Below are 12310 nucleotides of genomic sequence, written 5' to 3'. Positions count from 1 at the left end.
GACAAAGCTCGCGCCAAACTCGGCCGCGCCTATCCAGCCACCCCCAAAGAGTCAAAATCACTGTGATAGACCACTAGGGTCGCGCCGCTGTCCACACAGGTCAGGCCGGCACCACGTGTCGCTCGGAACTGTGCGAACATGGCTTCGAACAGGCCAGCTTCTTCTTCCGATCGCCGGACGTCTCCCGCCGATGCCGCAAGCTGCTGGAGCAGTTGCGCTCGTTCGTCTTCGAGCTGTTTGCGCAACTGGTCCTGCGTAGCGCGCCCAAGCTTCAGATAACGCGGCTTCTGCAGTCGCCGGACCGTCCGCCCGCCTTGCATCATCAGGTCGGGGGTAATGGCGTTCTCCGCAGCGACCATCCTGTCCATAGCCTCGACCAACATCAGGTGGCCGATGCGATAGTTGAGGAATGCTCTGGCGTGACGGTTTTCCGTGCTGATGATCTGTGCGAGAGAGCCCTTTTCGGCCGGCCGAGTGTTGTCGGTCTTGGTCGTGTTGATGACCTCCGCATCCCTGAAGGAATGCTCTCCGCCTTCGCGGAAAATCTCCAAGGCACGCACCGCCCTCGTGGGTTCGACGATCAACGCCTCTCGGGAGCGGCCGAGAACCGCCTCGGCCGCCATGCGCCATTTGTCGTCCCGAATCTCAACGACTTCGCACAGCGGCGTCGCTTCGATGCCGTGCGACGCGAGCTGCCTCATGAGGTCCCTGGTACCGCCTTCGATCGGGCTTAACCCTTGCTCCATCCGCCTCAGGTTGCTGTCGATCAGCTCGATGCGATCCTGCAGCCCCTTGGTTGCAACCCGTGCGTGGAAATGCGCGTCCGAGAACGCCTTTCGGGCAGCCTCGAGGCGCTCCTGATCGACCGCCACAAGAGCCGCATCCAGGTGCGACGCGCTATCCTCCCAGTTTTCCGGGAGCGGCTTGTCCCACTCGGAAAGTTGGGCCCTCCCTCGAGCTACGACGACTGCGCTCAGCAGTGCGTGCAACAGGTCGTCGCAACGAACCAGCAGATTGAGTTCGACGGCCTTCTTGATCGAAGCGACGAGGCTATCGATCTCCTTGACTGGCGCCATGGCGTTGGCGCGCTGACCCAGGGTCAGATTCTTGTCCGACTCGTACATCTGGGCAAGCTGCTCGCCGTCGCTGGTCTTGATCGAGAGCTCGACGGTCTTGTGCTCGACGTCGAGCGTGGCGTGCCTGGCGGCTGCCGCGGTCGCCTCGATCTCGGCCTTGCTCGCGGCGCTCTTTAGCTGCGCGACGTTCTCCTGCTGACGCCGCGCCTCGCGGCGGAACTGCTCCCATTGCAGGCGGGCGATCTGCCAGCCGGTGATCGCGATCACCCGTTCGTTTTCTACGGCGCGGCCAACGATGCGGAGGATGCCAGCGAGGCTCGCGCTCTGCGCCCTCAACTCCTCGATGCGACGGGTCAACGAACGCCAATGTTCGATACCGCGACGAAGCCTGTCGACCTGCAGGGGCTGAACATCGAGAACGTAGTTCCGGACGAATTCTGTGGGATTGTCTACTGGCTTCAGCAGCAGCGCGTTCCGGAACGCCCGCTGGAAGCGCCTGGCGTCGAGCGGGAAGCCTGCCGGCGACAAAGCCCTGAGCGATTCCGCCACGAAGTCGGTTGCACTCGAGAACGCGTCGTCGACTTCGATATTCCGTGCGCGCAAAGCGGTGCGCACCGCATGCCATTGCAGCGTCTCAACCTCGTCGTCTCCTACCGCAGCGAGAATGTCGTCTTTCGTCAGCGCGCCCTTGGCAATGAAGCGCGCCTCGCAGGACTCGTCGCTCCTCGATGCCGATGCCGAAAAGGCCACGCCCAGGCTCACCGCAGAGCCGTCGTCCAGATCCTCGAAGACCAGGATGATGTAGGTGTACGCATGCTGGCGCGTCGGCTCCGACCGCTCGCCCTTCTCGTCGAGCGAGACCACGCCGAGGCAGTAGTCGCGCAGCGTCCGCTTGCTCCTGACGTTGCTCTGGGCGCTCGGATTGAACCGGATGCTGGCCATGCTCGCGCCGGAGAGCACGGTCTGCACGGCGTCGATGATCGCCGATTTCCCCGCCCCGTTCGGGCCGATGATCGCGGTCATGCCGCGCATATCGACCTGCTGCGCCCGGAACAGATACCAATCGACCAGGATGATGCGACGCAGTTCGATCACGCCTGCACCTCCCTCGCGGCGTCGGCCTTCGCCGTCGCCGCGGTGGAGCGCGAGACGAACTCTTCAAGAGAGCCGAGCGTGTCCTTGGACACCACGATCGGCAAGGCCGGCCGCAGGAACAGAGTGAAGTTCCTGTCGTCCCGATCCTCGATCCGCACGAGCCCACGGTGCCTGAAGCCAGCCAGGATTTCCTTGACCCGGCCGAAGTTGGGCCGCTCACGATGGGTCCGGTCTTCATAGATCTGCAGAATCTGCTCGCTCTCGACTTCCACCTCGCCGAATTCCTTGGCCTCGAACCGCGTGAACGCCTCCTCGTAGTGGAGCCGCAGCACCAGCAGGAGCAGGCTTTCGTCAAGTTTCATGCTCTGGCGAGGAGGCAGTTCGTTCGCTACCAGGCCGACGTATCCGTCGTTCGGCCTGCCCACGACGCGGTAACCGAGCGCGTCGAACAGATTCTCGAAGTACCCCATGTAACGGCGGAGCACCTCATAGGAGGTCTTCATGCCCCAGTCGTTCTCGTAGATGAACTGGGCGCGCCAGAGCGACTGCGCGGCCTGGCGCAGCTCCTTCTGCAGCCGCTCGCCGTCGCCGCCCTCGGAGTCCTCGTCGTCGATCAGTTTGGAAAGATCACGCAGCATCGGCCGAGGTCCTCGTTCTCTCGATCCGGAAGGCGGTCACAGCGATCCAATCGTTGGCCGTACGCCCCTCCTCAAGCGTGATCGTGAATTCACCCAACCGCACGGAGCGACCGACCGCAGCCAGGCTCGGGATGGCCCGGTAGGCAAAGAGATCCGGAACGCCCTCGATCTCGATCTCCGCGGATGACAAGGCGTCGCGGCCTTGCATCTGCCGGCGAGCGAACTCGAGCAGCTTCTGGTCAGACACGCGCACCATCCGGTCGAACTCGGTCGTAGCCCGGACATAGGCGCGCAGATAGGGATCCTGTTTCGGGACCTTGAAGCGCGTCCGCTCGGGCGGCGCCTTCGGAGGCGGCGGCGTGTACAGCGCGAGCGACGTGATCGGAAGACCCACGTCCGGCGAGCTCAGGCGGATCTCCACTTCATCGCTGCCCATTTTCGAGAGTTGCTCGATCAGCCGGACGATCCGCTCGGCGGAGCCCTCTCCCATGACATCCATGTAGTGGACGGTGGTGCGGATGCGGCGTTCGAGGCGATCCCTGAAATCCTCGATCTTGTCCATGAAGGGGCCGACGTCCTCAAAGACGCTCTTGATCTTCTCGAGCTCGGCGATGATGCGCTCCTCGGCCGTCGCGATCGTGGCGCCCGGGGCCATGACACCCTGCTCGATGTAGGCGCGCGCGATCTTGCCGATGCGCTCGGCGTCCGCGAGCATATCGCCCGCGAGCGATGCGATCGTGCGGCGATGACGGTACGGGTTGTTGGACGTCTTGAGCTGCTTGTAGTCGGCGATCAGCAGCCCATCGACGAAGTCCTGGAAGAACGTGCGGAGGATGGCCGCCGCGTTCGGGTTGCCCAGAATGCGGTCCTCGATCTCGCGCATGCCGGCGAGGATACGGCGCATGCTGCGAGCGAACCGTAAAGCCGTGTCGTGCGCATTGGCGAGGCCTTGGGCCATCGTCTCTGGCTCCCGGAACGCAGCCTCAAGATTGTTCTTCACGTCGACCACGGCGCCGGCGACGCGCACGCGGCTGTTACCGAAGTCGGTGATCGCGCCCAGGACCATGAACGCGTCCGGGTTCATGTCGACGTAGGTGCGCCATTTTTCGGTTTCTTCCGTGAGCCAACCGGTATCGCGCAATCGATAGTAGGCCAGGTAGTGTGCTTGGCTTGTGGTCTGATCCTCTTCGGGATCGCCTTCCGAGAGGTCGCCCATCGATCCGATGCCGAACTCCGAAAGCCCGATCTCGATCTGCTTCACGACCTCTTCCCTGAGCGGGGTCTCAAGGATGCGAGCCGAGTAGACCCTCTCATAGAGCCGCATCAGAAGGCGGGCATAGACGTGCTTCTTCGGCCCTGACAGGGGCTTGAAGAGGGTGTCTGGAAGGTAGCCAAACAGTTTCATCTATCGGTCCTTCAGTCGCCCGATTGAACCGTGACGGCTACTCAACCGCAAGGAAAAAGTGTGAAGTTTCAGGATCTTCTCCTGATTTTCCTTGGCTTTGGGCTCGCGTTAAGGTGACAGATCCGACTTTATACTGAGATGCGACCGGCCATTTGCAGGCGCTCAACGGCTTCGTGAAAGTCGAGTTCATCGATTTTGTCACGCCTTGCCCGCGCCGTCAGCCGGGCCGCTTCGTTCACGACCCAGGCGGCATCGCTCATGGGGCGGCCGGCGAGTAATTGGGCTGGCTTGGAGAGGTCCAGAAGGTCATGCGGCCGGTCTTTGAGCATTCCCCGCAGCGCCAGTTCGACCTCTTCTGCGGTCGGGTAGTCGACCAGCACTGAGTGATCGAAGCGTCCTTTGCGCAACAGAGCAGGATCCAGTGCATCCCTGCGATTGGTCGTCGCCAAGACCAGCACGTCGTTTTCGCAGCGGCCTCGATCATCCGGAGGATCTCCGTCAGTTCCTCCACCTTGTGGTCGTGGGACAAGGGTCCGCGCGCCGGCGCAACGGCATCAATCTCCTCCAAGATCAGCAGCGACGGGGCGCTACGCTTCGCTTGCTCGAAGGCCTGCCTCATCGAAACGGTCGTCTGATGGACAAAGGGGCTTCCGAGTTCGCCCAGATCCAACCTGAAGGTTGGTCTCCCGAGGGCGGCGACGAGCGTGTCGACCGCGTGGGTCTTGCCGGATCCCGGCGGCCCATAGAGCAGGATGCCGTTTGGAAGCTGCACCCGGAGCGCTTGGTATCGTTCCGGATCTGCGCAGGGGCTATCCGTATTCTGGCGCCGCCACAGAGGGGGCGCAGGCCGTGTTTGGCCGCATCTACCAGGTCCTCGGGTTCGGACGGGAGGACAAGGCCTTTGACCCCTTGCGAGACCTGGTCGGCGACTTCATCCGGACGCGCCTGCCGGTCGGCCCCGGCGACGTTGTGTTCGGCAGGCCGGTCGAGCGGCGGGTGACGGCCAGGTCTCCATCCCGCAAGCTGCGCACCATGCCTTCTGCATGAGCGAGGAAATCGTCCGCTTGGTTCTCGATCGCAAGGTGCACCGGAAATGGAAGCTCACGTCCGAGCGCGGCTACATGTCCCTGTTCCTCAACCTCAAGGAGGTCCGTGCTCTTGTCCGAGGGCCGGACCATGGCGGGCTGACCGGCGTCGAGATCTCCGATCGGTTGCGCGTCGCTGACCGCGTCTCAGCCGCCCTCATCAAGCACGGGCACCTGAAGTCGATCACCGTGGTCAATCCCGTCAATCGCTGCCCGACGGTCGTGGTGCCGGTTCGGGAGGTCGAGCGGTTTGATCGCGAATTCGTGTCCCTGTTCGCGATCGCGAGACAGCGGGGGCGGCATTTCATGGTGGTCAAGAAAGAGCTCCAGCACGCCGGCGTGGAGCCCGTGTTCAATCCCAGAAAGATCGGGGCGACGTTCTACCGCAGGGCAGACCTGCTAGAGGGTGAAATTAGCCGTTTATAAGCCGACCACGCCCTATCTTGAACCGTGCAAAACCTGCGCAGGTTCCGGACTCCGATCCGCGGGACCAACTATGTATGGCGGGCTGAAATGGCGCCAGCGTTAACGCTGTCTTGCCGGCTGGTGTTGAGGGCGACTGGAAAAGGCCCCATATTGGGTTGCGAGCACTCAATAGGCCAGCTTGGCTGGCGCAGCCCCGACACAAGGGCGAGGAGCACTGGAATTGATGGCGGACGCTGCGGAAAACATCGACATGACGATCGCCGAATTCGACGAGTTCGTCGAAAGCGTAGCCGACGGAAGGAAGTACGAGCTTTTCGACGGCGCGCCTGTGCTGATGAGCAATCCCAACGAGACGCACGAGCAGATCGCTGGCAACATCGGGGCCCCCCTCAAGCTCGCGATGGATAAGCGGCGCTGCAGGACCTATTTCGGCGGCATGATGGTGCAGGCTTCTGCGAGTTCGACCGGTCGCGACAAGTACCGTCCCGACATCGTGGTTCGCTGCGGTCCGCCGAGCAACAGCACGTTCATCACCGATCCGATCGTCGTGGTCGAGGTTCTCTCTCCATCCACGATGGATCGCGATCGAGGCCGGAAGCTGCAATTCTACAAAGATCTCCCGACGATGCAGCACATCGTACTGGCCTACGCCGACCAGATGCGTGTCGAGCACTATGTCCGGACCGAGAACGGATGGGAGCTCAAAGTCCTGCCGACGCCGGAGCACGTGCTCGAGCTCGATGCCGTCGAGTTCAGCATGGACCTGGACACGGTCTATTTCGACATCCCTTTTGACAAAGCCCCTCGGCCTCGGTTGAGGACGGGGGGCTCGGGCCCCAAGATCTGAGATCCGTCAGCGGATCGATCTGGCCCTTGTATCCAGCGCGGCACGTCCCGAAAAGCTAGGGGCGCTCGTCGACGATGGGTGTCGCCGTCCGTTAAACACGCTCAAGAGATGCCGGGATTATGCACAGAATCGAAATCAGCGACGAAACATACGAAACCGCGAAGAGAATTGCGGCCCTCGATAGCATCGACGTCCGGACACTCATCGAGAGCCTGGTACGTCGCCATGTCGAGTATATCGACATGTTCCAGGATGCGTCGTCCGAAAAACGATCGTTCAGCTTGGAATGTTAGGAGAGGACCACAACCTTCTTCGCAACTCATTTAAATTGAGCGCTTCGTTCATGCCCTCCAAGCCCATTCAACTGACCGACGACGCCTTGCTGATGTTGCGAAAGGCGATCGAAAACATGGACAGCGAGGTCGGTATCCAGTTGGTCGCGGCCGACATCATGGCCGCCGCCGAATTGATCGAGGCCGAATACGCTGCCGTCCGCGACACGAATGATTGGATCGAGCTTCGCGCCACAACGGCGGTCAGCTAGAGTCCACAGATGCCAGTCGATCACGTGCAATTCTGCACCAAAAAGTACCTGAAAAACCCCTACGGCTTTCGAGCAGCGGCCGTGCGGCCGGATCTTGTCGAGAAAGCAAACGGCTTGTTGACGGCTAACGCTACCGGCATAGGGGCCGCGCTCGGCGTGCAGACGATCGCAGAGGACTCCGATGAGATCGCCTTCATCGTCGGCGAGAATGGGCTGTTTCTGGCCGACATAGCCAGGGGCGTGTCTTATTCATCGATTGTCGGGACCCGCGCCGAATACCAAGACAAGCAGGAATTCCGCGCGATTGACCTCGATCTGGACGACGGCTCCAGTGTGAAGCTCAAAGTCGAAAGTGGACATGGCAAGCTTCGCGATGCATTCGCCGTCTCGTCTTTCCTCAGGCATTTGCTCCAACGTTTGAAGCAGGATCACCCGGCCTACCAGCCGTACTCGGGTTGAGGGATACTAGCGCAGACGTGTGTTGGCCCCCGGATTCGTGAGGGAGACCCAACGGCGACAGCGGCGATCTAATTTGAGGGACGCACTTTGCCCCGCAGGTCCCGTTTCGCCTGTCAACGCGCTGGAGTGCGTGAGCGGGATTTGAACGGTTAGAGTGTGCTCAAGGGACGTACTATGCCTGTCGCTGCACGAGTGCAGCCGTGGGCAAAGTTGGTCCTCTATAAGTTGGTCCCCGAATCGGGGCAAAGTAGGTCCCCTAGGCTGAAACACATAAAGCCCCGCCAGCGATGGCGGGGGCTTTTCATTGCGGATGTCGTGGTCGAGGACGAACGTCGATCAATCGGACCTATGTCCGCTTTACCTCGACGAGCCGGCATCCAGGATGGACGAAGGGATCGTCAGATATGGGGCCACAAGCTGACATGGATCTTTCCGAGGGCAGCAATTCATTGTTCATATCTGCTGCATGCGCGAGCAAGTCTTCTCGAAAGGCGCGACTTCCAAGTCGCATCGTTTGCCACTTGATGGTGCGTCGAGGAAAGATCCCGGCGCCAATTCCTGTTACTCACTTGCCGCCAGTGACATCGAGGAACGTGCCGGTGATGAACGAGGCCTCGGCGCCGGCCAACCACAGGATCGCGCGCGCCACCTCTTCAGGCTGCCCGCCTCGTCCCATCGGGATCGAGTCCTTGACGCGATCTACCCGCCCCGGCTCTCCGCCGCTCGCATGCATTTCGGTGTAAATGTGTCCGGGGCGAATGCAGTTGACGCGAATTCCGTCGCGCGCGACCTCCTTGGCGAAACCGGTCGTGAATGTCTCCAGCGCGCCCTTCGACGCGGCGTAGTCGACATATTCACCCGGACTGCCGAGCCGGGCCGACGCCGATGAGACGTTGATCACGGAGCCGCCCCGCCCGTTGTGACGATAGGACATCCGCTTCGCGGCCTGCTGTGCGCAGAGAATGGGGCCGATCGCGTTGACGGCGAAGATCCGCTGCATCCGCTCGAAACCGAGATCCTCCAGCCGGGACTGCCGCGCAAGGACCGCAGCGTTGTTCACCAGCACATCGATCCGGCCGAACTCCCGGTCGATCGCCGCGAAGAGCTGTGCCACCTGCTCCGGATCCGCGCTATCCGCGCGCACGGGCAACGCCCGGCGCCCCGCGGCTTCCACATCAGCCGCCACTGCAAGGGCGGCAGCTTCGTTGGAGACGAAGCTGATCGCGACATCGTAGCCCTGTGCGGCAGCAAGCCGCGCGGTCGCCGCGCCGACGCCACGACTTCCACCTGTTATCAGAATGAGCGGCGCCTGCGAGATCGTATCCATTGAGCGAACCTCCATGTGGTGATGGGATGATGATCCAGGACGGTGACCGGTCGAATACGGACGGCGCGGCGGCTTTGGCCGTTCCGCCGCCCATCCGGCACTGCAATCAAACGGACTACTCGCGCGATCCCGCGGCCGAGCCGCGCAGATGGGGCCGCAGCACCAGCACAAGCGGGACGATCAGAGCAGCAGTCGCAGCCGAGGCCAGCACGCCGATCGTCCGACTGCTGTGATCGGCAATCGCGCCGTAGAGGATCGGCGCAAGACCTCCTGCGCCGATGACGCTCGTATAGAAGACCGCGAAAGCCGGCCCCGTATCGCCTTCGGAAAGCTCCGGCACGGTGCCATAGAGCACCGAAGAGGTGCCGTTCAGCACGATGCCGAGCAACGGCAGCAGGATGAGCGTTGGCGTCAGTGGCGTGAACAGGGTCGCCACGATGAGCAAGGCGGTTGCGGCCTCGGTCACCATGACGCTGGCGACGACACCCAGCCGCTCGCCGAGCCAGCCGCATGTCGCCTTGCCGAACGCGCCACCGATGAACAGTAGGGCAAGCGCGACTCCAACGGCCGGCAAATCCCCGCCCTGTCCATGGATGAGGAAGGGCAGAAACAGCAGATATCCCATGCGGGTCGCCGTATCGAGCGCGCCGATCGTCGTGAGGATGCGAAAGCCGCCGCGGCCGCGGCCGGACGTCGCCTCTCCCGTGACATTCCTCGTGACGGAAGCCGCCGGTGCCAGCGACACCAGCGCGACCACCAGGACGATTCCAAGCACCGCCATCAAGCCCAACACCGATTGCCAGGCGAAGATCGGCAGCAGCACCGCGACAAGCGCCGGCAACGCGGCTTTTCCGAGATCGCCGGAAAAGTTGTAGATGCCGAGCGGACGTCGCGACGCAGTGCCATAGCTGTCGGTCACGAGCATCGAACCACGTGGGTGCTGGATGCTTGATCCGATGCCGGCCACGACGAGGCCGACGCAAAGACCCGCAAAGCCGAACGGCAGAGCCATGATCAGCAAGCCCCCCGCCGCAGCGACGGTGGACAGGATCAGCGCCGCGCGCGGCGACAAGCCGCGAACAGCTCGGTCGGCCGGGATCTGCATGCCCCCCATCGTCCCGAAATACAGTGCGCGCACGACGGCGAGCGCCGCATAGGACAGGCCGAACTGCGCCTGCCAGACCGGCAGGAAGGCATAGAGACCGTCGGTATAGCCGTCATGGAGCGCGTGGGTGAGGCACGCGGCCAGCAGGCTGCGCGATTTCGCCGGGGCCGATGAGCCTGATGCGGTTTCGCGCGGACGGCTCGCAGCCGCCATCGCTGCGTCGTTCATGTCGATTCCTCCGCTTCCGGGGAGCTCCTTCGGTGATAGAAAATCTATACCACGATCCGTTTCGGACCGCCGATGCGCTGGTGTGCCGCGACGGATTCACTCTGGACTATTGAGGCGACCGTCACAAATCAGTAATAATCGAGCTATGAGTTAGGATTTCTATCTAATGAGTATTCCCGTCCAGCGCAGGACCTTGCCACCGCTCAACGCCGTTCGCGCTTTCGAGGCGGCAGCTCGCCTTGGCAGCTTCAAGGAAGCGGCGATCGAATTGGGCGTGACGCATGGTGCAATCAGTCAGCAGGTGCGCCTCCTTGAGGATCGGCTGGGAGCGCCCGCGCTGTTCTGGCGATCGACGCGGCGGGTCACGCTCACACCCGCCGGCACGGCGCTGCTCGAGGAGATCGGCCCGGCGCTCGACCGCATTTCGTCCGCTGTCCAGCGCCATCGCGCGACACGCGGCAAAGCGCCGGCGGCCGTGCTGCGCGTCAACGCGCTGGCGACGTTCAGCATGCGCTGGCTTCTTCCCCGGCTGAGCCGCTTTCGCGACGAGCGACCCGACATCGAGGTCCACCTCACCACGTCAAACGACCCGATCGACGCGCTTGCCGACACGTTCGACGTGGTCATCCGCGGCGGCCCGGATTCGTTTCACGGCTTCACGTCCCGGCTGTTTCTTTCGGAGCGCCGGTTGCCGGTCTGCAGCCCCGCACTGGTCGCGAAGCTGCCGCTGGAGGACATTTCCGATCTCGCGCAGCACACGTTGCTGAACGTCACGTCGATGCCGCGGCTATGGCACGATTGGCTGGTGCAAACCGGACAGCCTCGCGTCACCCCGACGGCGACGCTGACATTCGATCATTTCTTCCTGACCATTCAGGCGGCGATCGATGGTTTGGGCGTGGCGATGGGACCGACCGCCCTGATCGGCGATGACGTTGCGGCCGGCCGCCTGATCGCGCCGTTTCCCGATGTCAGTCTTCCGGCCAGGAGCTACTTCGCCTACTTGCCCGCGGGGAGCGAAAGCGGCTCACAGACGGCGGTGTTTTGCGATTGGTTGGAACAAGAAGGGCAGCAATCCGCCGGCAACACAACGGCCGCATGATGAACAGATCGTACCGCTTGGATTGGCAAAACCCTCGAACGTTTTGCAGAGGCTGTTCTTCAGAGCTCGTATGGATCATTGCCGCTGGTCCGGATTTCGGTTTTGTGCAAATCCCGGACCCGAGCTGGACATGCTACAACGTCGGTCAAGAAACTCTTGCCAATGCAAATGTCAGCTTCGGATCACAAGAGGCATTTGGCGCCGCCCTGAGCAACCTCCGGTCTACCCCCGTGAGCTGACGTGGTGATCTTCAATCCGGGTTTCGGCTATGGGCCCAAAAGGCGACATGAAAACTGCCGCCAGAGCTCTACGATGCACGAGATCCTTTCTTTCCGCCCGGTAGGAGACCAGCAGCTCGATAGCCATCGATGAGTGCATCGAACAGTGAGATGTCCGAGCGGCTGCGCGCCATGAGCTGGGCCCCCGCGACGGCGGCGAAGATCGAGCGGGCTCGGGCTTCGCTCTCCTCACGTCCGATCAAGCCCGCTGCGACAAGAGTTCTGCTCAGCCACGCGACGTTGACGTCGGCGAAAGCTTGCACCTCCTTCTGAACCTCTACCGGGAGGTCGTCGTATTCGGCGGACATGAAGCTGCAAAGGCACAGACGGTTGCTGCTCTCAAGCGATCTTCGGAAGATGCTGGGATATGCTTGCAGACAGCGCAGCGGGTCGGCGCATTCCGCCGACATGGCGTCCAGTTCGGCGGCCGTATCTTCCCAATAACGCTTCGCTACAGCCGCGCCGAGATCGGCCTTGCTCGGGAAGTGGTGGTAGATGCTCGGGGCTCTGATACCCACCTCGGCCGCGAGATCGCGGAAGTTCAGGCCGCTATAGCCATGAGCCTGCGCCGTCCGCCTAGCCGCTGCCAAGATCGCCTCTCGTGAATTTGCGCTCAAAGAACACCCCTGGGGTTACCTACCAAGCGTTAGATAGGGCTTGACGCTGGGTTTTGAAAGAGATATCCGCAATCTACC

The 12310-nt window shown here is 62.3% G+C and carries 12 protein-coding genes and 1 pseudogene; 6 read left to right on the top strand and 7 right to left on the bottom strand.

The window, feature by feature from the left end; translation table 11 throughout:
* Positions 1-29 precede the first annotated feature (29 nt).
* The 4 genes and pseudogenes from AAFX91_RS17500 to AAFX91_RS17485 form a co-directional block, all read right to left on the bottom strand.
* Positions 30-2171 carry an ATP-binding protein gene (locus AAFX91_RS17500; RefSeq protein ID WP_394567250.1) on the bottom strand — a complete coding sequence of 714 codons (2142 nt, stop codon included), beginning with the start codon at positions 2169-2171 and terminating at the stop codon, positions 30-32.
* Positions 2168-2809 carry a DUF4194 domain-containing protein gene (locus tag AAFX91_RS17495; RefSeq protein WP_282532295.1) on the bottom strand — a complete coding sequence of 214 codons (642 nt, stop codon included), beginning with the start codon at positions 2807-2809 and terminating at the stop codon, positions 2168-2170. The genes AAFX91_RS17500 and AAFX91_RS17495 overlap by 4 nt, the downstream gene beginning before the upstream one ends.
* Positions 2799-4214, bottom strand: a complete 1416-nt coding sequence (locus AAFX91_RS17490) for a Wadjet anti-phage system protein JetA family protein (protein ID WP_394567249.1) — start codon at positions 4212-4214, stop codon at positions 2799-2801. Before AAFX91_RS17490 ends, AAFX91_RS17495 begins: the two co-directional genes overlap by 11 nt.
* 128 nt (positions 4215-4342) lie before the next feature.
* Positions 4343-4986 (bottom strand): annotated as a pseudogene (locus AAFX91_RS17485) (AAA family ATPase).
* On the opposite strand from AAFX91_RS17485, the gene AAFX91_RS17480 reads away from it, so the two are divergent.
* The 5 genes from AAFX91_RS17480 (at position 4974) to AAFX91_RS17460 (ending at position 7575) form a co-directional block, all read left to right on the top strand.
* Complete coding sequence (locus AAFX91_RS17480; RefSeq protein ID WP_282532297.1) at positions 4974-5261, top strand: hypothetical protein; 288 nt, start codon at positions 4974-4976, stop codon at positions 5259-5261. The pseudogene AAFX91_RS17485 and the gene AAFX91_RS17480 sit on opposite strands and share 13 nt — an antisense overlap.
* Positions 5258-5725, top strand: coding sequence for a hypothetical protein (locus AAFX91_RS17475; protein ID WP_282532298.1), 468 nt, complete (start codon positions 5258-5260; stop codon positions 5723-5725). The genes AAFX91_RS17480 and AAFX91_RS17475 overlap by 4 nt, the downstream gene beginning before the upstream one ends.
* Positions 5726-5948: 223 nt before the next feature.
* A complete protein-coding gene (locus AAFX91_RS17470) occupies positions 5949-6572 on the top strand; it encodes a Uma2 family endonuclease (protein ID WP_282532299.1) in 624 nt (207 codons plus the stop codon).
* 343 nt (positions 6573-6915) lie between these two features.
* On the top strand, positions 6916-7116 hold the full coding sequence (locus AAFX91_RS17465) for a hypothetical protein (protein WP_394567248.1): 201 nt from the start codon (positions 6916-6918) through the stop codon (positions 7114-7116).
* Positions 7117-7125: 9 nt separating this feature from the next.
* On the top strand, positions 7126-7575 hold the full coding sequence (locus AAFX91_RS17460; protein WP_394567247.1) for a hypothetical protein: 450 nt from the start codon (positions 7126-7128) through the stop codon (positions 7573-7575).
* A gap of 565 nt (positions 7576-8140) precedes the next feature.
* Here the strand turns inward: AAFX91_RS17460 and AAFX91_RS17455 are convergent.
* Positions 8141-8902 carry an SDR family oxidoreductase gene (locus tag AAFX91_RS17455; RefSeq protein WP_394567246.1) on the bottom strand — a complete coding sequence of 254 codons (762 nt, stop codon included), beginning with the start codon at positions 8900-8902 and terminating at the stop codon, positions 8141-8143.
* Positions 8903-9017: 115 nt separating this feature from the next.
* Positions 9018-10235, bottom strand: a complete 1218-nt coding sequence (locus AAFX91_RS17450) for an MFS transporter (protein WP_394567245.1) — start codon at positions 10233-10235, stop codon at positions 9018-9020.
* A 166-nt stretch (positions 10236-10401) separates the two neighbouring features.
* On the opposite strand from AAFX91_RS17450, the gene AAFX91_RS17445 reads away from it, so the two are divergent.
* Entirely contained in the window at positions 10402-11337 is a 936-nt protein-coding gene (locus tag AAFX91_RS17445) for a LysR substrate-binding domain-containing protein (protein WP_394567244.1), read from the top strand.
* A gap of 307 nt (positions 11338-11644) precedes the next feature.
* Here AAFX91_RS17445 and AAFX91_RS17440 read toward each other — a convergent pair whose 3' ends face one another.
* The gene (locus tag AAFX91_RS17440) at positions 11645-12232 is read right to left on the bottom strand and encodes a TetR/AcrR family transcriptional regulator (protein ID WP_282532723.1); all 588 of its coding nucleotides are present in this window, start codon (positions 12230-12232) and stop codon (positions 11645-11647) included.
* Between the last annotated feature and the right edge of the window lie 78 nt (positions 12233-12310).

The organism is Bradyrhizobium sp. 31Argb (genome assembly GCF_043638955.1).
GTDB lineage: Bacteria > Pseudomonadota > Alphaproteobacteria > Rhizobiales > Xanthobacteraceae > Bradyrhizobium.
Note: the sequence above shows the minus strand (reverse complement) of the source record. Positions and strands in the feature narration are given on the sequence as shown.

Bases quoted from the DNA above. Each gene is read 5' to 3' on its own strand.
- AAFX91_RS17495 (WP_282532295.1), bottom strand. From the start codon at position 2,809: ATGCTGCGTGATCTTTCCAAACTGATCGACGACGAGGACTCCGAGGGC.
- AAFX91_RS17490 (WP_394567249.1), bottom strand. From the start codon at position 4,214: ATGAAACTGTTTGGCTACCTTCCAGACACCCTCTTCAAGCCCCTGTCA.
- AAFX91_RS17475 (WP_282532298.1), top strand. From the start codon at position 5,258: ATGAGCGAGGAAATCGTCCGCTTGGTTCTCGATCGCAAGGTGCACCGG.
- AAFX91_RS17470 (WP_282532299.1), top strand. From the start codon at position 5,949: ATGGCGGACGCTGCGGAAAACATCGACATGACGATCGCCGAATTCGAC.
- AAFX91_RS17465 (WP_394567248.1), top strand. From the start codon at position 6,916: ATGCCCTCCAAGCCCATTCAACTGACCGACGACGCCTTGCTGATGTTG.
- AAFX91_RS17460 (WP_394567247.1), top strand. From the start codon at position 7,126: ATGCCAGTCGATCACGTGCAATTCTGCACCAAAAAGTACCTGAAAAAC.
- AAFX91_RS17455 (WP_394567246.1), bottom strand. From the start codon at position 8,902: ATGGATACGATCTCGCAGGCGCCGCTCATTCTGATAACAGGTGGAAGT.
- AAFX91_RS17450 (WP_394567245.1), bottom strand. From the start codon at position 10,235: ATGAACGACGCAGCGATGGCGGCTGCGAGCCGTCCGCGCGAAACCGCA.
- AAFX91_RS17445 (WP_394567244.1), top strand. From the start codon at position 10,402: ATGAGTATTCCCGTCCAGCGCAGGACCTTGCCACCGCTCAACGCCGTT.